At 72.2% G+C, this 19,397-nt stretch carries 18 protein-coding genes; 6 read left to right on the plus strand and 12 right to left on the minus strand.

The window, feature by feature from the left end:
- Positions 1-55 precede the first annotated feature (55 nt).
- Entirely contained in the window at positions 56-1,657 is a 1,602-nt protein-coding gene (locus ACWCPF_RS32085; RefSeq protein WP_451048606.1) for an alpha/beta hydrolase, read from the plus strand.
- Between the two features lie 77 nt (positions 1,658-1,734).
- On the opposite strand, the gene ACWCPF_RS32090 is transcribed toward ACWCPF_RS32085, so the two are convergent.
- The 6 genes from ACWCPF_RS32090 to ACWCPF_RS32115 form a co-directional block, all read right to left on the minus strand.
- Positions 1,735-2,508, minus strand: coding sequence for a lysophospholipid acyltransferase family protein (locus tag ACWCPF_RS32090; RefSeq protein ID WP_451048607.1), 774 nt, complete (start codon positions 2,506-2,508; stop codon positions 1,735-1,737).
- 149 nt (positions 2,509-2,657) lie between these two features.
- A complete protein-coding gene (locus tag ACWCPF_RS32095; protein ID WP_451048608.1) occupies positions 2,658-3,911 on the minus strand; it encodes a PP2C family protein-serine/threonine phosphatase in 1,254 nt (417 codons plus the stop codon).
- A 77-nt stretch (positions 3,912-3,988) separates the two neighbouring features.
- Positions 3,989-6,436 carry a SpoIIE family protein phosphatase gene (locus tag ACWCPF_RS32100; RefSeq protein ID WP_451048609.1) on the minus strand — a complete coding sequence of 816 codons (2,448 nt, stop codon included), beginning with the start codon at positions 6,434-6,436 and terminating at the stop codon, positions 3,989-3,991.
- Positions 6,437-6,582: 146 nt separating this feature from the next.
- On the minus strand, positions 6,583-7,836 hold the full coding sequence (rocD, locus tag ACWCPF_RS32105; RefSeq protein ID WP_451048610.1) for an ornithine--oxo-acid transaminase: 1,254 nt from the start codon (positions 7,834-7,836) through the stop codon (positions 6,583-6,585).
- Positions 7,833-8,654 carry a dimethylargininase gene (gene ddaH / locus ACWCPF_RS32110; protein WP_451048611.1) on the minus strand — a complete coding sequence of 274 codons (822 nt, stop codon included), beginning with the start codon at positions 8,652-8,654 and terminating at the stop codon, positions 7,833-7,835. Before ddaH ends, rocD begins: the two co-directional genes overlap by 4 nt.
- 124 nt (positions 8,655-8,778) lie before the next feature.
- Entirely contained in the window at positions 8,779-9,270 is a 492-nt protein-coding gene (locus ACWCPF_RS32115; protein ID WP_451048612.1) for an Lrp/AsnC family transcriptional regulator, read from the minus strand.
- 78 nt (positions 9,271-9,348) lie between these two features.
- On the opposite strand from ACWCPF_RS32115, the gene ACWCPF_RS32120 reads away from it, so the two are divergent.
- Genes ACWCPF_RS32120 through ACWCPF_RS32135 form a run of 4 tightly spaced genes read left to right on the plus strand, consistent with a single transcriptional unit; the run spans position 9,349 to position 13,426 of the window.
- Positions 9,349-10,098 carry a LytR/AlgR family response regulator transcription factor gene (locus tag ACWCPF_RS32120; RefSeq protein ID WP_451048613.1) on the plus strand — a complete coding sequence of 250 codons (750 nt, stop codon included), beginning with the start codon at positions 9,349-9,351 and terminating at the stop codon, positions 10,096-10,098.
- Positions 10,099-10,102: 4 nt separating this feature from the next.
- Positions 10,103-10,465: a hypothetical protein gene (locus tag ACWCPF_RS32125; protein ID WP_451048614.1), complete on the plus strand. Its 363-nt coding sequence runs from the start codon at positions 10,103-10,105 to the stop codon at positions 10,463-10,465.
- Between the two features lie 10 nt (positions 10,466-10,475).
- On the plus strand, positions 10,476-12,224 hold the full coding sequence (locus ACWCPF_RS32130) for a sodium/solute symporter (RefSeq protein WP_451048615.1): 1,749 nt from the start codon (positions 10,476-10,478) through the stop codon (positions 12,222-12,224).
- Positions 12,221-13,426 carry a sensor histidine kinase gene (locus ACWCPF_RS32135; protein WP_451048616.1) on the plus strand — a complete coding sequence of 402 codons (1,206 nt, stop codon included), beginning with the start codon at positions 12,221-12,223 and terminating at the stop codon, positions 13,424-13,426. The genes ACWCPF_RS32130 and ACWCPF_RS32135 overlap by 4 nt, the downstream gene beginning before the upstream one ends.
- A 12-nt stretch (positions 13,427-13,438) precedes the next feature.
- Here the strand turns inward: ACWCPF_RS32135 and ACWCPF_RS32140 are convergent, their stop codons facing one another.
- The 5 genes from ACWCPF_RS32140 to ACWCPF_RS32160 all read right to left on the minus strand — a co-directional run bounded on the left by ACWCPF_RS32140 (position 13,439) and on the right by ACWCPF_RS32160 (position 17,984).
- Positions 13,439-13,612, minus strand: coding sequence for a hypothetical protein (locus ACWCPF_RS32140; protein WP_451048617.1), 174 nt, complete (start codon positions 13,610-13,612; stop codon positions 13,439-13,441).
- A gap of 58 nt (positions 13,613-13,670) precedes the next feature.
- Positions 13,671-14,621 (minus strand): cytochrome c oxidase assembly protein, encoded by a 951-nt coding sequence (locus ACWCPF_RS32145; RefSeq protein WP_451048618.1) that lies wholly within the window; start codon positions 14,619-14,621, stop codon positions 13,671-13,673.
- 159 nt (positions 14,622-14,780) lie between these two features.
- The gene (locus ACWCPF_RS32150; protein ID WP_451048619.1) at positions 14,781-15,806 is read right to left on the minus strand and encodes a 6-phosphofructokinase; all 1,026 of its coding nucleotides are present in this window, start codon (positions 15,804-15,806) and stop codon (positions 14,781-14,783) included.
- 193 nt (positions 15,807-15,999) lie between these two features.
- Positions 16,000-16,728 (minus strand): type 1 glutamine amidotransferase, encoded by a 729-nt coding sequence (locus ACWCPF_RS32155; protein WP_451048620.1) that lies wholly within the window; start codon positions 16,726-16,728, stop codon positions 16,000-16,002.
- Between the two features lie 17 nt (positions 16,729-16,745).
- Positions 16,746-17,984 (minus strand): MurT ligase domain-containing protein, encoded by a 1,239-nt coding sequence (locus ACWCPF_RS32160; protein WP_451048621.1) that lies wholly within the window; start codon positions 17,982-17,984, stop codon positions 16,746-16,748.
- Between the two features lie 158 nt (positions 17,985-18,142).
- Between ACWCPF_RS32160 and def the strand changes: the two genes are divergently transcribed.
- Positions 18,143-18,697: a peptide deformylase gene (def, locus tag ACWCPF_RS32165; protein WP_451048622.1), complete on the plus strand. Its 555-nt coding sequence runs from the start codon at positions 18,143-18,145 to the stop codon at positions 18,695-18,697.
- 56 nt (positions 18,698-18,753) lie between these two features.
- Here def and ACWCPF_RS32170 read toward each other — a convergent pair whose 3' ends face one another.
- Entirely contained in the window at positions 18,754-19,395 is a 642-nt protein-coding gene (locus ACWCPF_RS32170) for a TetR family transcriptional regulator (protein ID WP_363174088.1), read from the minus strand.
- Positions 19,396-19,397: the final 2 nt, after the last annotated feature.

The following is a 19,397-nucleotide window of genomic DNA, read 5'->3' on the forward strand; positions in this document are numbered from 1 at the left end:
AGGATCCCCCCTGCTGACACAAGCCAGGCAGTAACCAGGCAGGGGGAGGGCCCACTTGAGGGACATACGACCGAACAAGCGCGTCGCCGCAATCGGCTCGGCAGGCGTACTCGTCGCCGGCGCGCTGATCGCCGGCGCCGTCGCGGCGCCCACGGCGAGCGCGACCAGCAGCCGTCCGGGGCAGGACCGCGAGGCCCGGGGCGCGGCCATCGCCGCCGAGCGCGCCGCGAAGGCGGGCATCGACTGGCAGGACTGCCCGGCCGACTGGGGCCTGGAGAAGCCGATCCAGTGCGGCTGGGTCACCGTGCCGCTCGACTACGCCAAGCCGAACGGCAAGCAGATCAAGCTCGCCGTCGACCGCATCGGCAACACGGGCACGCCCGCGGAGCGCCAGGGCGCGCTCGTCTACAACCCCGGCGGCCCCGGCGGCTCCGGGCTGCGCTTCCCGCGCCGGGTCACCACCAAGGCCCCCGTCTGGACCAACGTGGCCAAGGCCTACGACTTCGTGGGCTTCGACCCGCGCGGTGTCGGCCACTCCGCGCCCATCTCCTGCGCCGACCCGCAGGAGTTCGTCAAGGCGCCCAAGGCCGACCCGGTCCCGGACAGCGAGGCCGACAAGCTCGCCCAGCGCAAGCTGGCCCGTGAGTACGCCGAAGGGTGCGCCGAGCGCACCGGCAAGGCCGTGCTCGCGCAGATGACCACCCCGAACACCGTCCGCGACCTGGACGTCATCCGCGCCGCCCTCGGCGAGAAGAAGCTCAACTTCCTGGGCGTCTCCTACGGCACCTACATCGGCGCCGTCTACGGCACCATGTTCCCGGGCCATCTGCGCCGCATGATCGTCGACAGCGTGGTCAACCCCTCGCGCGAGAAGATCTGGTACGAGGCCAACCTCGACCAGGACGTCGCCTTCGAGGGCCGCTGGAAGGACTGGCAGGACTGGATCGCCGCCAACGACGCGACCTTCCACCTCGGCACCACCCGCGCCGCCGTCCAGGCCAAGTGGCTCGAACTGCGCGCCACCGCGAAGAAGAACCCCATCGGCGGGGTCGTCGGCCCGGCCGAGCTGATCGGCTTCTTCCAGAGCGCCCCGTACTACGACTCCTCGTGGATCCCGGTCGCCACGGTCTTCAGCCAGTACTTCGCCGGGGACACCCAGGCCCTCGTGGACGCGGCGGCCCCCGACCTGAGCGACACGGCCGGCAACATCGCGGCGGAGAACGGCAACGCCGTCTACACGGCCGTCGAGTGCACCGACGCCAAGTGGCCCACCAGTTGGAAGAAGTGGGACCGGGACAACACCGCGCTCCACAAGAACTACCCGTTCATGACCTGGGCCAACGCCTGGCTCAACCTGCCCTGCGCGACCTGGCCGGTCCAGCAGCGGACGCCGGTGAACGTCAAGACGGCCAAGGGTCTGCCGCCGGTGCTGATCGTGCAGTCCGAGCGGGACGCGGCCACCCCCTACGAGGGCGCCGTCGAACTGCACCAGCGTTTCAAGGGCTCCCGCCTGATCACCGAGAAGGACGCCGGCTCCCACGGCGTGACCAGCCTGGTCAACACCTGCATCAACACCCGGGTGGACGCCTACCTCCTCACCGGCCGGCTGGACGCCAAGGACGTGACCTGCGCACCGCACGCCACGCCGAAGCCGTAGCCACGGTCACGGACGGACAGCACAGCAAAGGGGCGGCCGGATCGATCCGGCCGCCCCTTTTGCGTTGCGACGGTCCGTCAGCGCGACGGCAGCCGCGGGAACCTGCGTTCCTTCTCCGGCTTCTCGCCCGTCTTCCCCGCCGCCTTCTCGGCAGCCTTGGCCGCCGCCCTGGCCGCGGTCTCCTCCGCCTTGGCGACGGCCGCGTACTGGTCCACGTACTCCTGCTCGGACAGGGTCAGGATCGCGTACATGATCTCGTCGGTGATCGCGCGCAGCACCGCCTTCTCGTTCTCCATGCCGAGGTAGCGGGAGAAGTCGAGCGGCTTGCCGAAGCGGATCACCACGGGGTGCAGGGTCGGGATCACCTTGCCGGGCGGCTGCGCCTCGAAGGTGCCGATCATCGCGCAGGGGATCACCGGCGCCTGGGACCTGAGGGCCATCACCGCGACGCCGACCTTGCCCTTGTAGAGGCGGCCGTCGTGCGAGCGGGTGCCCTCCGGGTAGATGCCGAGCAGTTCGTCCTTGCTCAGCACCCCGAGGCCCTCGCGGATCGCGGCCTGGCCCGCGTCCTTGCCGGAGCGGTCGACCGGGATCTGCCCCGCGCTGTGGAAGAAGGCCGCGGTCAGCCGGCCCTTGAGGCCGGGACCCGTGAAGTACTCGGCCTTCGCGAGGAACGTGATGCGGCGCTTGAGGATCGCGGGCATCAGGAAGTGGTCCGAGAACGACAGATGGTTGCCCGCGACGATGGCGGCTCCCGTGTCCGGCACATGCTCCAGGCCCTCTATTCGGGGTCGGAAGAGCAGTCTCAGCAGCGGTCCCAACACCACGTATTTCAGGAGGTAGTAGAACAAGGGAGTCGCTCCTCGAGTCCGGCGGATCGGCTCTTCGCCGCGTTCCAGCAGGTCAACCGGCATGGTGTGGGCTGTCAGTGTAGGGGCAGGCGGCGACGGCCGAAACCGTGGCGGTCCGGCCCCGCGGCAGCCCCTGGCCGTCGCGGCCGTCACAGCCGTACGACGACGAGGGCCGTGTCGTCGGTTGCGCCGCCGGGCGGCAGAAGCTCCGACAGGACGGCGTCGGCCAGGGTTTCGGGATCGTCCTCCCGATGCCGGGCGAGGGCGTCGGCGAGGCGGCCCACGCCCGTGTCGATGTCCTCGTGCCGGCGTTCCACCAGTCCGTCGGTGTACAGGACGAGGGTGGCGCCGTCGGCGAAGGCGGTGCGCGCCTGCGGGCGGGGGACCGGGGTGGGCTGGGCGTCGAGCGGGGGGTCGGTCGCCCGGTCGAGGAACTCCACGCGGCCGTCGGTGTGCACGAGGACCGGCGGGGGATGCCCGGCGCTGCTGTAGGTGATGGTGTGGTCGTCGAAGTCGATGAACGTGGTGACCGCGGTGGCCGACTCGGCGCCGTCCACGACATGCGCGTACCGCCCCAGGACGTTCAGGGCCTCGGCCGGGCCCGCGGCCACCCGGGAGGCCGCGCTGAGCGCGCTGCGCAGCTGGCCCATCACCCCGGCTGCCGCCAGACCGTGTCCGACGACGTCGCCGACCGACACGCCGATGCGGTCGCCGCCGACGAGGTCGACCAGGTCGTACCAGTCCCCGCACACGTTGAGCGCGCCGACCGCCGGCCGGTAGCGCACGGCCGCCCGGTGATGGCCCACCTGGCGTCGGGCCGGCAGCATCGCCTCCTGGAGGGCGAGGGCCACCTCGCGCTCCCGCGCGTGGGCCAGCCGCAGCCGCTCGTTGAGCTCCTGGAGCTCCCGGGCGCGGGTGTACAGCTCGGCCTCCAGGACGCGCCCCCGGCTGCCCGCCCGCGGTCCGGCCCCGCCCGCCCCGCGGCCGCCGCGGGCCCGGATCAGCTCGGTGACCTCCTCGACGCGGTGCACCAGCAGCACCACCGACCCGTCCGGGCCGTGCACCGGCGCGTTGACCGGGCTCCAGTAGCGCTCCTCCCACTCGCCGGGCCGCTCGGCCGACTCGACGTCGTAGCGCTGCAGCGCCATGGTGTCCCGGGCGCCGGTGGCCAGCACCCGCCGCAGCGAGGCCTCCAGGTTGCGCATGCCGTTGGCGGTCTTGTCGTTGGGGTTGTCGGGGAAGACGTCGAAGAGGTGCCGGCCGATCATCCGCTCGCGCTTGCGGCCCGCCACGCGCAGGAACTCCTCGTTGGCGTCCGCGTACCGCAGCTCGGGCGTCAACAGCGCCACCATGCCCGGCAGGGCCTGGAACACCGCCGCGTAGTCGATCGCCGTGTCGTTCATGGCTAGCGCCCCATCCGCCGGTTTTGTCATATTTTCTCACGTGCGGTGACGTGAGGTGGCGTGAGGCGGCTCGTCTGTCACCCGCCGGGGTCCGTGAGCGACTGCTCGGCCCAGATGACCTTCCCCTCACCCAGGAACCGGGTGCCCCAACGCTGGGTGACCTGGGAGACCAGCAGCAGTCCGCGGCCGCCCTCGTCGGTGGCGCGCGGATGGCGCAGATGGGGTGCGGTGGCGCCGCCGTCGAAGACCTCGCAGAACAGCGTGCGCTCGCGGATCAGGCGCAGCCGGATCGGCCCGGTGGCATAGCGGATCGCGTTGGTGACCAGCTCGCTGACGACCAGCTCGGTGGTGAACGACAGCTCGGCGAGTCCCCATTGGGCCAGTTGCAGGCTCGCGGTCTTGCGGGCCTCGGCGACCGCCGCGGGGTCGGCGGGCAGCTCCCAGTCGGCGACCCGGTCGGCGGCCAGCCGGTGGGTCCGGGCCATCAGCAGGGCGACGTCGTCGTGCGGACGGTCCGGGACGAGGGCGTCGATCACCGCCCGGCAGCGCAGTTCGAGCGTGTCCGCCGACCGCTCCAGGGCCCGCCGCAGCCGTTCCCGGCCGGTGTCCAGCGCCCAGTCCTCGCCCCGGGCCAGCAGCCCGTCCGTGTGCAGCGCGAGCATGCTGCCCGCCGGCAGGGTCAGCTCCGTCGACTCGAACGGCGGCCCGCCCGAGCCGAGCGGCGCCGCCGGGGGCAGCTCGACGAAGTGCACGGTGCCGTCGGGCAGGACGACGGCCGGGGCGGGCTGCCCGGCGGCGGCCATCGCGCACCGCCCGTCGACGGGGTCGTAGACGGCGTACACGCACGCGGAGCCGACCGACTGCGTCCGTTCCCTCCGTGGCTCGGCCCCGTGCGCCACGCGCTCCTCGTGGTCCATCCGGGCGACCAGGTCGTCGAGATGCGCCAGGACCTCCTCCGGCGGCAGGTCCAGGGCGGCGAGGGTGCGCACCGCTGTCCGCACCCGTCCCATGGCCGCTGCGGCGTCGATGCCGTGCCCGGGGACCTCGCCGACCACCAGGGCCACCCGGGCCCCGGACAGCGGGATCAGGTCGTACCAGTCCCCGCCGAGGCCGGTCAGCTCGTCGGCCGGCCGGTAGCAGGCGGCCGCCTCGACGGCGTCCTGCTCGGGCAGCCGGTGGGGTAGCAGATTGCGCTGGAGCACCAGCGCCGCGTCGCGCTCGCGGGTGTACCGGCGGGCGTTGTCCACGCAGACGGCGGCCCGTGAGACGAGGTCCTCGGCCAGGGCCAGGTCGTCCGCGTCGAAGGGCTCGCGCCGGTCGTCGCGCAGGAACGTGGTGACGCCCAGGACGGCGCCGCGGGCCCGGACCGGCACGATCAGGGCGCTGGGCGGCCCGGACCCGGCGGGCGGATCCGCCGCCCACTCCGGGCCGAGCGCGTCCGGCGGGTCGAGCCGCTCGACCCGCCAGGGCCGCCCGCCGACCAGGACGCGCACCGGAGGCGAACCGGCCGGGTACACGACGGCGGGGGTGCCGGCCGGCGCCTCGGGCCCGTGGGCCGTGCGCCGGCCCGCTCTGCGCAGCGTGACGGAGCCCCCGGGGCCGTCCGCCGCCTGCCCCGGCGCGGGCTCCGCGCCGCGCAGCACCGGCTCCAGCAGGTCCACGGTGACGGCGTCGGCGAACTCCGGCACGGCCACGTCCGCCAGCTCCTGCGCGGTCCGCGCGATGTCCAGGCTGCGGCCGATGTGCCGGCCGGCCCGGTCGAGCAGCGCGAGCCGCTGCCGGGCACGATGCCGTTCGGTCATGTCCACGACCGTGTAGTAGACGCCCATCGGGCTGCCGTGGTCGTCGTCCAGCCGGGTGAACGACAGCATGTGCGCCGTCTCCCGGTGCGGCGCGGCCTGGACATGCCCCAGGTGCTCGTACCCGACGACGGTCTCGCCGTTCTCCAGCACCCGCTGCATCTGCGCCTCTACGGCCTCGGAGTCGAGCCCCGGCTGCACATCGGCCAGCCGCAGCCCCAGCCGGTGCTCGGGCGGGCCGCCGCCGAACCGGGAGAGAGCCGCGTTCGACCACACATAGCGCAGGTCGGTGTCCACGATCGCTATGCCGACCGGGGAGCCGGCGATCATCTGCTCCAGCATCGACCGGCTCATGTTCCAGCCGGGGGCGTCGCCCATCTCGTTCATCAGCACCAGCCAGCGCGCCGGGCCGCCGGGCTCGTGCGCCGAGGTGATCCGGGTCATCACCGGGATCGCCCGGCCGTCCATCCGGCGGGCCGACAGCAGTCCCGCCCAGCCGCCCTCCCGACGGCACCGGTCGAGGACGTCCGGCAGCCGCGCGGCGTCCGCGTGGGTGAGCAACCCGGCCAGGGACCGGCCCACGGCCTCGGTGGCCGGATATCCCAGCAACCGCTCGGCGTCCCTGGTCCAGCTCGTGACCGCGCCCCGCATGTCGAGCAGCAGGGGCGCGGTGTCCGCCACGTCGAACCGCCGGCGGGCAACGTCGTCCTCGTCGTGTGTGCCCACGGTCGACCTCTCTGTCGCTGAGAGTGGTCTACCACCTCCTGACCCAATCTTCACCCTGCCTGCACGACAGCGGCTGAGCCACCCGGGAGGGCGACCGGGACGACCGAACGCCGTACCCGGCCGGCTCCCGGTGGCCGGCGGGCCGGTCAGGCGCCCTGCGTGAGCACCCGCTCCAACGCGGCCAGCGCCGTGGCCAGTTCCTCGCCGGTGATGGTCAGCGGCGGCGCCAGCCGGATCGTCGAGCCATGGGTGTCCTTGACCAGGACGCCCTCCCGCATCAGCCGCTCGCTCACCGCACGGCCGGTGCCGACGGCCGGGTCGACGTCCACGCCCGCCCACAGCCCGCGCGACCGGAAGCCGACGACGCCCTTGCCGACCAGCCCGGTCAGCCCGTCCCGCAGCACGACGCCCAGCTCGGCCGCCCGGCGCTGGAACTCGCCCGTCTCCAGCAGCTCCACCACCGCCGTGCCGACCGCGGCCGCCAGCGGATTGCCGCCGAACGTCGACCCGTGCTCGCCCGGCCGCAGCACCGACAGCACCTCGCGCCGGGCCACCACCGCCGACACCGGCACGATCCCGCCGCCCAGCGCCTTGCCGAGCAGCAGCACATCGGGCACCACCCCTTCGTGCTCCAGGGCCAGCGTCCGCCCGGTGCGCCCGAGCCCGGACTGGATCTCGTCCGCCACGAACAGACAGCCCGCCCGCCGGGTCAGCTCCCGCACCCCGGCGAGATAGCCGTCGTCGGGGATGACGACGCCCGCCTCGCCCTGGATCGGCTCGATCAGCACCGCCGCCGTGGTCTCGTCGACGGCCCGCTCCAGCGCGGCCAGGTCGTTGTACGGGACGACCCGGAAACCCGGCGTGAACGGCCCGAACCCGGCCCGGGCCGTCTCGTCCGTCGAGAAGCTCACGATGGTCGTCGTGCGGCCGTGGAAGTTCTCGGCGGCGACCACGATCGTCGCCCGGTCGGCCGGCACGCCCTTCACCTCGTACGCCCATTTGCGGGCCACCTTGACCGCGCTCTCGACCGCCTCCGCGCCGGTGTTCATCGGCAGCACCATGTCCAGGCCGGTCAACTCCGCGAGCCGCTCGGCGAACTCGGCCAGCCGGTCGTTGTGGAAGGCGCGGGAGGTCAGCGTCAGCCGGTCCAGCTGGCGGTGGGCCGCCTCGATCAGCAGCGGGTGGCGGTGGCCGAAGTTGAGGGCCGAGTAGCCGGCCAGCATGTCGAGGTAGCGGCGGCCCTCGACGTCCTCCACCCAGGCGCCCTCGGCGCGCGCGACGACCACGGGCAGCGGATGGTAGTTGTGCGCGAGCACCGGGCCCTCGGCGCGGATCAGCTCGTCGGAGGAGCGCGCCGAGTCGGCGGCGGACGAACGCGGGGGGACGACGGGCGCGGTCATGAGCGGATCTCCTGGGTGCAGCACTTGATGCCGCCGCCGGCTTTGTGGAACTCCGACAGATCGACGGGGACGGGAAGGTAACCGTGCTCGCCGAGCCGGGCGGCGAGCGCCTCGGCCTGCGGCGCGATGAAGACATGGCGGCCGTCGGAGACGGAGTTCAGCCCGAACGCCAGCGCGTCGTCCCGGGTGGCCAGCACGGCGTCCGGGAACAGCCGGGCCAGCACCTCGCGGCTGCCGGGCGAGAAGGCCTCCGGGAAGTAGGCGATGTTTGAATCGTGCTCCTCGTCCAGCACGAACAGCGCCGTGTCCAGATGGTAGAAGTGCGGGTCGACCAGGGTCAGGCTGATCACCGGGTGGCCGAAGAACTCCTGCGCCTCGCGGTGCGCCTCCCGGGTGGTCCGAAACCCGGTGCCGGCCAGCATGTACCGGCCCGTCCACACCAGGTCGCCCTCGCCCTCGCAGACGGACTCGGGCCGGTACACCTCATACCCGGCCGCCTTGAACCAGGTGTCGTAGTGCACGGACTCACCGCGCCGCTCGGGCGCGTGGAACAGGGAGCCGAAGACCCGGCCGCCGACGACGACCGCCGAGTTCGCGGCGAAGACCATGTCGGGCAGCCCGGGCGCCGGCTCGACGGTGTCCACGGTGTGGCCGTGGGCCTCATAGGCGCTGATCAGCGCCTGCCACTGCCCCCGGGCGAGATCGACGTCGACCGGGGTGTCGGGATGCATCCAGGGGTTGATCGCGTACTGCACGGCGAAGTGTCTGGGTTCGCAGACGAGAAAGCGCCGAGGGCGCAGCGCAGGAGAATCGGGCACAGAGGGGTTCCTCCGCTTCCAACGGTGTCGACTGAGGGTTGACACCACGGTACGAAGCGGGGGATACGCCGGACAAGGAACAAGAGCTGCGTGTCCACGCAGGAATCCTGCGTCTTCACCCGCCTCAGCGCACGTCTGGTGCGACCTGCGTGGCTCCGGCCTCCGGACTCTCCGGCAGCAGATGCGACAGCACCATCACACTGATCGTCTTCCGGATGAACGGCTCGGACCGGATCCGCTCCAGCACGTTCTCGAAGTGCTCCACGTCCCGCGCCCGCACGTGCAGCAGCGCGTCCGCCCCGCCCGTCACCGTCATCGCCGCGGTGATCTCCGGATGGTTGCGCACCACCTCCGCCAGCCGCCTGGGGGGCGCGGCGCCCTCGCAGTACACCTCCACGTACGCCTCCGTGCGCCAGCCCAGCGCCGACGGCTGCACGGTCGCCGTGAACCCCGTGATCACCCCGGTCTCCCGCAACCGGTCCACCCGGCGCTTCACGGCCGTCGAGGACAGGCCCACGGCCGTGCCGATCTCGGCGAAGCTCGTCCTGGCGTTCGCCATCAGAGCGGTGATGATCTTCCGGTCGAGCTCGTCGAAAGGGGCGGTCGCGCTGTTCATGCGGGCACTGTATCCAGCGCATACGTCCACACCCAGGTACATGTCCAGCGGTGCGGATCGCCCCTACACTCCACGTTCATGCTGCGCGCCCTCGCCGTCGACGACGAACGCCCCTCGCTGGAAGAGCTGCTCTACCTGCTCACCGCGGATCCACGGATCGGCAGCGTGGAGGGCGCCGGCGACGCGACCGAGGCGCTGCGCCGCATCAACCGCGCCCTGGAGTCCGGCCCCGCGGGCCCCGAGGCCATCGACGTCGTCTTCCTCGACATCCAGATGCCCGGCCTCGACGGCCTCGACCTGGCCCGGCTCCTCACCGGCTTCGCGCGGCCCCCGCTGGTCGTCTTCGTCACCGCCCACGAGGACTTCGCCGTCCAGGCCTTCGACCTGAAGGCCGTCGACTACGTCCTCAAACCCGTCCGCAAGGAACGCCTCGCCGAGGCCGTGCGGCGCGCCGCCGAACTGCGCGGCGCCGCCCCGCGCATCCCCGTGCACGAGCCCGACCCGGACCAGATACCCGTCGAACTGGGCGGCGTGACCCGCTTCGTGGCCGTCGACGACATCACCCACGTCGAGGCCCGCGGCGACTACGCGCGCCTGCACACCGACCGCGGCAGCCACCTCGTCCGCATCCCCCTGTCCACCCTGGAGGAGCGCTGGCGCGCCCGCGGCTTCGTCCGCATCCACCGCCGCCACCTCGTCGCCCTGCGCCACATCGGCGAACTCCGCCTGGACGCCGGCACGGTGAGCGTCCTGGTCGGCGGCGAGGAACTCCAGGTCAGCCGCCGCCACGCCCGCGAACTGCGGGACCTGCTGATGAGGAGGCCGTAGCGCCATGCCGCAGGACCCCGTCGAACGGCGCGTCGTCGTCTCCGGCCCCGCCCGCCGTACCCGCCGCCGCGCCTCCGGCTACTACCGCCCGCGCACCGAGATCGACGAGCAGACCACCCTCGGCCACACCTACGTCCGCTCCCTGATGCGCTCCCAACTGCGCGCCGCACTCACGGTGTTAGCCGTCCTCGCGCTCCTCGTCGGCCCGCTGCCGCTGCTCTTCGCGGCGATGCCCGACGCCCACCGCCTCGAATGGGCGGTCCTCGGCTTCTGCCTCTACGCCCCGCTCGTCCTGCTCGCCCGCTGGTACGTGCGCCGCGCCGAACGCAACGAACGGGACTTCGTCCGGCTGGTCGAGGACCGATGAAGGGCGCCCGATGAACTCGACGTTCGCCGTCCCCGCCGTCGCCCTCGTCGTCGTCGCCACCGTCCTCGTGGGCGCCTTCGGCCTGCGCATCTCCCGCACCACCTCCGACTTCTACGTCGCCTCCCGCACCGTCGGCCCCCGCCTCAACGCGGCCGCCATCAGCGGCGAATACCTCTCGGCCGCCTCCTTCCTCGGCATCGCCGGGCTGGTCCTGGTCCAGGGCCCGGACATGCTCTGGTACCCGGTCGGCTACACCGCCGGCTATCTGGTCCTGCTCATCTTCGTCGCCGCCCCGCTGCGCCGCTCCGGCGCCTACACGCTCCCCGACTTCGCCGAGGCCCGGCTGGCCTCCCCGTCGGTCCGGCGGCTCGCGGGCGCCTTCGTCGTCGGCGTGGGCTGGCTCTACCTGCTGCCCCAACTCCAGGGCGCGGGACTGACGTTGACCGTCCTGACGGGCGCCTCCGACTCGCTCGGCGCTCTGATCGTCGCCGTGGTCGTCACAGCCACCGTCGCCGCGGGCGGGATGCGCAGCATCACCTTCGTCCAGGCCTTCCAGTACTGGCTCAAGCTCACCGCGCTCCTCGTCCCCGCCCTGTTCCTGCTCCTCGCCTGGCAGGGCGACGGAGCCCCCCGGAAGGCCTTCGACGAACCCGCCTCCTTCCGCGAACAGCGCGTCGTCCGGGTCGACGACACCCTGGACCTCCGGCTGCAGAGCCCCCTGACCGTGACCGTGGACGGCCGCGTCGACGGCCGTCCGCACCACGAGGCGGTGCTGCGCCTGCCCGCCGGCACCCACCGCATCGAGGGCGGCACCCGCCTCACCTTCGCCGAGGGCGCCGCCGTGCCCGTCGCCGAGCGCGGCAACAACGGCGGCATGTCCACCTCGCTGGCCGTCGGCCGCGAGGAGCGCCCCCTGTACGCCACCTACGGACTGATCCTCGCCACCTTCCTCGGCACCATGGGCCTGCCGCACGTCGTCGTGCGCTTCTACACCAGCCCGCACGGAGTGGCCGCCCGCCGCACCACGGTCGCCGTCCTCGCCCTCATCGGCGCCTTCTACCTGCTGCCGCCCGTCTACGGCGCCCTGGGCCGCATCTACGCCCCCGAGCTCGCCCTCGGCGGCGACGCCGACGCGGCCGTCCTGCTGCTGCCCGACCGGGTGATCGGCGGCCTCGGCGGCGACCTGCTGGGCGCGCTCGTCGCCGGGGGAGCTTTCGCCGCCTTCCTGTCCACGGCCTCCGGGCTGACGATGGCCGTGGCCGGCGTGCTCACCCAGGACGTCCTGCCGACCCGCGGCGTACGGCACTTCCGGCTCGGCACCGGGCTCGCCATGGTCGTACCCCTCGCCGCGAGCCTGCTGGTGGGCGGGCTGCCGGTGGCCGACGCCGTCGGACTGGCGTTCGCGGTGTCGGCGTCCTCCTTCTGCCCGCTGCTCGTCCTCGGCATCTGGTGGCGCCGGCTGACCCCGCCCGGCGCGGCCGCCGGGATGCTGGTCGGCGGCGGCTCGGCGTTCCTCGCCGTCGCCGCCACCATGGCCGGCTTCCCCGGCACCGGCGGACTGCACGCCCTGCTCGCCTGGCCGGCGCTGTGGTCCGTGCCGCTCGGCTTCCTCACCATGATCCTGGTCTCCCTGGCCACCCCGGGCCGGGTCCCGGCCGGAACGGCGGCGATCCTGGCCCGCTTCCACCTCCCGGAGGAACTGCGCACGGAGGAGCTGCGGGCCGCGGAAGAGCTTCGGGCCGCGGAGGCGAAGGCATGAGCGACTTCCTGGCGGGCTTCTGCATCGCCATCCTCCCCTTCCTCGCCGCCGGCTTCTGGCTGGGCCGCCGCACCGCCCGCCCGCAGAGCCTCGGCGGCCTCGGCACCCCGGTCGAGCACGCCACCTTCCAGACCCTGCACACCGCCTCCCTCGCCGCGCCCCCGCTGCGGGCCGGCCTCACCGAGGAGACGGCCCGCAGATCGGCCCGCAGACTGCGCACCCTGCTCGGCACGGACGCCCTGTGCCTGACCGACGAGAAGGAGGTGCTGGCCTGGGACGGAGTGGGCGCACATCACCGCACCGAGATCATGGAGCGGCTCGCCGGGCCGCTGGAGAGCGGCCGGGGCGAGGCCTTCCCGCTCAGCTGCGAGCACGCCGACTGTCCGGTCCGCTGGGCGGTGCTCGCCCCGCTCACCGTCGACGACCGGGTGCACGGCGCCCTCGTCGCCTGCGCGCCCCGCGAGTCCGCCGTCCTGGTCCGGGCCGCCGGCGAGGTGGCCCGCTGGGTGAGCGTCCAGCTGGAGCTGGCGGACCTCGACCAGTCCCGGACGAAGCTGATCGAGGCGGAGATCAAGGCGCTGCGCGCCCAGATCTCCCCGCACTTCATCTTCAACTCGCTCGCGGTGATCGCCTCGTTCGTCCGCACCGACCCCGAACGGGCCCGCGAACTGCTCCTGGAGTTCGCCGACTTCACCCGCTACTCGTTCCGCCGGCACGGCGACTTCACCACCCTCGCCGACGAACTCCACGCCATCGACCACTACCTCGCCCTGGTCCGGGCCCGCTTCGGCGACCGCCTCGCCGTCACCCTCCAGATAGCCCCCGAGGTCCTCCCGGTGGCCCTGCCCTTCCTCTGCCTGCAGCCCCTCGTGGAGAACGCCGTCAAGCACGGACTGGAGGGCAAGGCCGACGCCTGCCACATCCAGATCACCGCGCAGGACGCCGGCGCCGAGGCCCTCGTCGTGATCGAGGACGACGGCGCCGGCATGGACCCGGTCGCGCTGCGCCGCATCCTGGCCGGCGAGGTCAGCCCCTCCGGCGGCATAGGGCTGTCCAACGTGGACGACCGGCTGCGCCAGGTCTACGGCGACGACTACGGCCTGGTCATCGAGACCGCCGTCGGAGCGGGCATGAAGATCACCGCCCGGCTGCCGAAGTACCAGCCGGGCGTCCACTCGGCGGCCCGCCTCACCCGCGAGTAGCCACGCGCGGGCTCAGGTCGTCGTCCGCAGCACGATCAGGGCGAGGGTGATCAGCCCCAGCACGACCCAGCCGAACCACAGCCAGCCGTTGCTGCCGAGCGCCACCGTGTAGGCGGTCACCGCGACGAGTCCGCCGACGGTGAGCACCCCCATGGTCTTCGTCGAACTGTCCGTGGTACCGGCCATCGCGACACCCTCCTCAGCCCGCCCCCCTACAGGGCGGTCCCTCCATGGTGCCCCGGGTTCAGCGCCCGCGTGCGTCGAGCGACGCAAGATAGGCGTTGTACGCCTCCAGTTCCTGGTCCCCGTCCCGGTCGGCGGCCCGGTCCTTGCGCTTGGCCTGCCGCTGCTCCGAGCCGTACCACTGGAACAGCAGGGCGATCAGCACCAGCACGGACGGGATCTCGCTGAACGCCCAGGCGATGCCGCCGGCCCAGTTCTGGTCGGAGAGCGCGTCGATGCCGAGCGAGGCGGGCGGGTTCTCGAACGTCTCGACCATCGGCTGCGAGGCCATCATCAGCGCGATGCCGAAGAACGCGTGGAACGGCATGCCCGCGAACAGCTCCAGCATCCGCATCAGATAGCCCGGCCGGGTCGGACCCGGATCCACGCCGATGATCGGCCAGAAGAACACCACGCCGACCGCGAGGAAGTGCACCATCATCGCGACGTGCCCCGTCTTGGAGCCCATCAGGAAGTCGAAGATCGGCGTGAAGTACAGCGCGTAGAGACTCGCGATGAACAGCGGGATCGTGAACGCCGGATGCGTGATGATCCGCATGTAGCGGCTGTGCAGCAGCATCAGCAGCAGCTCACGCGGCCCCTTGCGGTCCCGGCCGGCGGCCGGCAGCGCGCGCAGCGCGAGCGTCATCGGGGCGCCCAGCAGGATCAGGATCGGCGACAGCATGCTGACCACCATGTGCTGCACCATGTGCACGCTGAACATGACCATCCCGTAGTCGTTCAGCGCGGTGCACATCACGAGCATGATGCTGAGCACCCCGAGGACGAACGAGACGGTCCGCGCCACCGGCCACGCGTCCCCGCGCCGCCGCAGCCGCAGCACCCCCCACCCGTACAGCCCGAGCCCGACCAGACAGGCGACGAGGAAGAACGGATCCGCCGACCACTGAAGACCTCGCCCCAGCGTGAACGGCGGCAGATCCATGGTCATGCCGTGCCCGCCGTGATCCATTGTGGGCAGCTCCTGATTCGTGGGGGGTTGTACGCTTCCGACCGCCCACCAGAGTAGAACCGCCCCCGGCCGCGCTTGCGACCGGGGGCATGGATGCCGACCCAAGGGGCGCGAGGAACGGCGCGAGCAACCACAACGAAACCCGCACCCGCCGGACGGCTAAAGCACGCACTCCGCTTCCGCGTACCGATCCGCCGGCACGGTCTTCAGCGTTTCCACGGCGGCAGCCAACGGCACCATCACGATGTCGGTGCCCCGAAGAGCCGTCATGTTCCCGAACTCCCCGCGATGCACCGCCTCCACCGCATGCCAGCCGAACCGGGTCGCCAGCACCCGGTCGTACGCGGTCGGCGTACCGCCCCGCTGGACATGCCCCAGGATGACCGGCCGTGCTTCCTTCCCCAGCCGGTTCTCCAGCTCGACGGAGAGCTGCCGGGCGATCCCGGCGAACCGCTCGTGCCCGTAGATGTCCTTCGCGCCCTCGTCGAAGGCCATCGTGCCCGCCTTCGGCTTGGCCCCCTCCGCGGCGACGACGATCGCGAACCGCTTGCCCGCCTCGAACCGCTCGCCGACCCGACGGGCCAGCTCCTCCACGTCGAAGGGCCGTTCCGGTACGACGATGGCGTGGGCGCCGGCCGCCATGCCGGACTGCAGCGCTATCCAGCCGGTGTGCCGCCCCATGACCTCGACGACGAGCACCCGCTGGTGAGACTCGGCGGTGGTCTTCAGCCGGTCCAGCGCCTCGGTGGCGACGCCGACCGCCGTGTCGAAGCCGAAGGTGACGTCGGTGACGGCGATGTCGTTGTCGATGGTCTTCGGCACGCCGACGACGGGCAGCCCCGCGTCGGACATCAGCCGGGCCGCCTTGAGCGTGCCCTCACCGCCGATCGGGATGATCGCGTCCAGCCCGAGCTCGGCGACATGGCCGCGGGCGCGCTCGACGCCGTCCCGCAGATGCGAGGGCTGGACCCGGGAGGAGCCGAGGATCGTGCCGCCGCGGGCGAGGATGCCGCTCACCGCGTCGAGGTCGAGCTTGAGGTAGTCGCACTCCAGGAGGCCCTTCCAGCCGTCCCGGAAGCCGATGACCTCGTCGCCGTGGTCGGCGACGGCACGGTGCACGACGGACCGGATGACGGCGTTCAGGCCGGGGCAGTCGCCGCCGGACGTGAGGACACCAATGCGCATAGCCCGCAACAACCTTCTCCACGTGGGCCGGATCCGGACCACATTGTCCGGCTCGAATCCCCGCCACCCTAACCGCAGGAGGGGGCGGGGCCGAAGCACACGTCCGCCTGCTGGACGTGCCCGCTCACCTGTGCGGATGCACCGTCAGACGGGCTGCTGACGGCACTCTGACAATCAGGTGAACGGCGCCCGGTCAGGCTGGCTGCTGCGCCGCCGCGATGCGCTCGCCGCGCAGCGCCTCGTACCAGCGGTCGTCGATCGGCGGCAGCGCGTTCACGTCCAGCGCCAGCTTCAGCAGCAGGTCCGCGATCAGCGGGTTCCGCGCCAGGACCGGCCCGTGCATGTACGTGCCGAACACCGTGTCGTTGTAGGCACCCTCGGTGCCGTCGCCGGTGCCGTTGCCCTTGCCGAGCTGGACGCGGGCGAAGGGACGGGCCGTCGGGCCGAGGTGGGTGACGCCCTGGTGGTTCTCGAAGCCGGTCAGCGGAGGCAGCCCGAGCCGCGGGTCGATGTCCCCGAGGACGTCGCCGACGCACCGCTCGCCCTCGCCGCGCACGGTGGTCACGTCGAGCAGACCGAGACCGGGCTCGCGCTGGCCGAGGTCGTTGACGAACTCATGGCCCAGGATCTGGTATCCGGCGCAGACCGCGAACACGATCGCGCCGTTCTGCACCGCCTGGTACAGATGCGCGTCCCGCCGCAGCCGCTCCGCCGCGAGCCGCTGCGGCCGGTCCTCGCCGCCGCCGATGAGATAGATGTCACCGGAGGTCGGGATCGGCTGGTCGCTGCGCACGTCGAGCCGCGCCACGTCCAGACCGCGCTGCCGCGCCCGGCGCTCGACGACGAGGGCGTTGCCCTGGTCGCCGTAGGTGCTCAGCAGGTCCGGGTAGATCCACACCAGCCGCAGTTGGTTGTCGCTCATGGAATCGTCCTTCGTGGTCAGTTGCCGACGCGGCGGCGCAGGTCCTGGAACGCGGTGTAGTTCGCGATGACCTCGATCCGGCCCGGCGGGCACTGCTGCACGGCCTGGTCGAGGCTGTCGCACACCTGGAAGTGCTGGTTGGCGACCTCCAGGCGCACCGCCAGGTCCAGCTTCCGGTCGCCGAGGACGAAGATCGGGTGGCCGGTCAGCCGCGTGTAGTCGACGTCCCACAGCCAGGAGGTGTCGGTGCCGTCGGCGCCGCGCGCGTTCACCGCGAGGATCACCGGGGTGGGCGGCGGATCGATCAGGCTGAACGTTTCGAGCCAGCCCGCCGGGTTCTTCGCCAGCAGCAGCCGCAGGTCACGGCCCTGGAACTGGACGACGTCATAGCGTCCGGCGACGGCCTGCACCTGGTACATCCGCTCCAGCGCGACCTGCGGCGGCACCCCGAAGACGGCGGCGACGGCGGCCGAGGAGGCGGCGTTGGCCTTGTTGGCGCGACCGGGCAGCTGGAGGTGGATCGGCCAGGCGGAGCCGTGCGGATCGAGCACATGGTCCCCGGACAGCGCCCAGCTCGGCCGCGGCCGGCGGAAGCCGCACTCACCGCAGAACCAGTCGTCGCCGGGCCGCTGCATGACACCGCCGCAGGACGGGCACGACCAGGCGTCGTCCTTCCACATCTGGCCGGCGGCCACCCAGATCACGTTGGGCGAGGAGGAGGCGGCCCACACGATCAGCGGGTCGTCGGCGTTCGCGACGACGACCGCCTTCGAACCGGCGAGCCCCTCACGCCAGTTCTCCGCGAGCATGCGCGTCTCGGCGGCCCGGTCCAGCTGGTCGCGGGAGAGGTTGAGCAGCGCGATGCACTTGGGGGAGGTGTCCCGGGCCACGCCCGCGAGGTACTTCTCGTCGACCTCGATGACGCCGTATTTCGAGTCCGAACCGCCCGCGAGGGCCGAGGTGATGCCGGCCGGCATGTTGGCGCCGAGCGCGTTGGACACGACCGGCCCGGCGGCCCGCAGGGCCTCGGCGATGAGCCTGGTGGTCGTCGTCTTCCCGTTCGTCGCCGAGACGAGGATGACGTCCAGGTTCTGGGCGAGCCGGGCGAGGAGGTCGGGGTCGAGTTTGAGCGCCACCCGGCCGCCGATCACCGAACCGCTGCCGCGCCCCGCGGCGCGAGATGCCGCTGCGACCGCCTTGCCCGCGGTCACGGCGATCTTGGCCCGCGGCGTGAGCGGGTCCGAGTTGCCTGCCATCAGTTCTCGATCCTCCTTGCGTACGCGCCGCGCCTCTGCCGTACGGCAACGTGGTGGGTGGTCAGCCTATCGAGATCCATTCGTGCTCCCGAATCCCGGCACCTCCACCCGCCTGCGGACGGCATGCGCGTGTCAGAAAGGACCGTACCCTTGCCGCCATGCGACACGGCTCCATCCCGGGCGCCCACGGGCGCGTCCGGCCCCTCACCCTGCTCGGCGATCCCGTCCTGCACACCCGTTGCGAGGACGTCACCGACTTCGGCCCCGAACTCGCCCGCCTCGTGGAGGACATGTTCGCCACGATGTACGCGGCCCGGGGCGTGGGCCTCGCCGCGAACCAGGTCGGCGAGGCGCTCAGGGTCTTCGTCTACGACTGCCCCGACGACGATGACGTCCGTCACCTGGGCCACGTCGTGAACCCCCGCCTCGTGGAGACGGCCGGAATCGTCCTGCGAGGCCCGGAGGGCTGCCTCTCCCTGCCGGGCCTGGAAGCGGGAACGGAACGCCACGACGAGGCGCTGGTCGAGGGCTTCACGGCCACGGGCGAGCCGATCACGGTACGAGGCACGGGTTTCTTTGCCAGATGCTTGCAACACGAGTGCGACCACCTGGAGGGCACGGTGTATTCGGATCGAGTCACAGGCTGGCGCAAGGCCAGGCTGATGCGCCAAGTGACCCGAGCCTCTTGGAATCAGGGGAGTGGACTCACCTGAGGGGCGCGGGGAACTGCGCGACCAGCCCCCACCGACCCACGGCCGACACACGACCTTCAGAACCCAGGTCCCCCCACCTTGTCCCCCGCCGCCGCAAGGCGACCCCACAACAGATCGGCAAGACTCCGCACCAGCTCGGCCCGCGTGCAGGGCCGCTCGCCCAGCCACCAGTCGCCGGCCGCATGCATCATCCCGACGATCCCGTGCCCCCACACCCGGGCGAGCTGCTGACTCCCCGGCCCGAGATCCAGCCGCTCCTCGATGACCTGGGCCAGCTCCTCGCCCATCCGCCGCAGCAGCGGAGCCGAGTGCTTGCCGACGTCGAACCCCTGCTCCCCGGGCGACCCGTCGGACGGATGCATCAGGAACCGGTACACCTGGGGCCTCGCCTCGATCGCGGCGAGGTAGGTGTCGAGCGTGGCCTCGACCCGCTCCCGGCGCTCGGCGGGAGCGTCCAGCGCCGCCCGCAGCGAGTCCAGCAGCGCGTCCGTGTGCCGTTTGGCAAGGGCGGCGTAAAGCCCGCCCTTGTCGCCGAAGTGGCGGTAGAGGATGGGCTTCGTGATGCCGGCCTCGGCGGCGATGGCGTTCATCGAGGCCTGTGGGCCGTCGCGCAGCACCACCCGGTCGGCGGCCTCCAGCAGCTCGCGCCTTCGGCGGTCGGCGGACCGTTGTTGCTCGGTCCGCTGCGTGGTGTCCATGT

The organism is Streptomyces sp. NPDC001858, assembly GCF_053594615.1.

Bases quoted from the DNA above. Each gene is read 5' to 3' on its own strand.
- ACWCPF_RS32095 (WP_451048608.1), bottom strand. From the start codon at position 3,911: ATGAACGACACGGCGATCGACTACGCGGCGGTGTTCCAGGCCCTGCCG.
- rocD (WP_451048610.1), bottom strand. From the start codon at position 7,836: ATGACCGCGCCCGTCGTCCCCCCGCGTTCGTCCGCCGCCGACTCGGCG.
- ACWCPF_RS32115 (WP_451048612.1), bottom strand. From the start codon at position 9,270: ATGAACAGCGCGACCGCCCCTTTCGACGAGCTCGACCGGAAGATCATC.
- ACWCPF_RS32120 (WP_451048613.1), top strand. From the start codon at position 9,349: ATGCTGCGCGCCCTCGCCGTCGACGACGAACGCCCCTCGCTGGAAGAG.
- ACWCPF_RS32125 (WP_451048614.1), top strand. From the start codon at position 10,103: ATGCCGCAGGACCCCGTCGAACGGCGCGTCGTCGTCTCCGGCCCCGCC.
- ACWCPF_RS32130 (WP_451048615.1), top strand. From the start codon at position 10,476: ATGAACTCGACGTTCGCCGTCCCCGCCGTCGCCCTCGTCGTCGTCGCC.
- ACWCPF_RS32135 (WP_451048616.1), top strand. From the start codon at position 12,221: ATGAGCGACTTCCTGGCGGGCTTCTGCATCGCCATCCTCCCCTTCCTC.
- ACWCPF_RS32140 (WP_451048617.1), bottom strand. From the start codon at position 13,612: ATGGCCGGTACCACGGACAGTTCGACGAAGACCATGGGGGTGCTCACC.
- ACWCPF_RS32145 (WP_451048618.1), bottom strand. From the start codon at position 14,621: ATGGATCACGGCGGGCACGGCATGACCATGGATCTGCCGCCGTTCACG.
- ACWCPF_RS32150 (WP_451048619.1), bottom strand. From the start codon at position 15,806: ATGCGCATTGGTGTCCTCACGTCCGGCGGCGACTGCCCCGGCCTGAAC.
- ACWCPF_RS32155 (WP_451048620.1), bottom strand. From the start codon at position 16,728: ATGAGCGACAACCAACTGCGGCTGGTGTGGATCTACCCGGACCTGCTG.
- ACWCPF_RS32160 (WP_451048621.1), bottom strand. From the start codon at position 17,984: ATGGCAGGCAACTCGGACCCGCTCACGCCGCGGGCCAAGATCGCCGTG.
- def (WP_451048622.1), top strand. From the start codon at position 18,143: ATGCGACACGGCTCCATCCCGGGCGCCCACGGGCGCGTCCGGCCCCTC.
- ACWCPF_RS32170 (WP_363174088.1), bottom strand. From the start codon at position 19,395: ATGGACACCACGCAGCGGACCGAGCAACAACGGTCCGCCGACCGCCGA.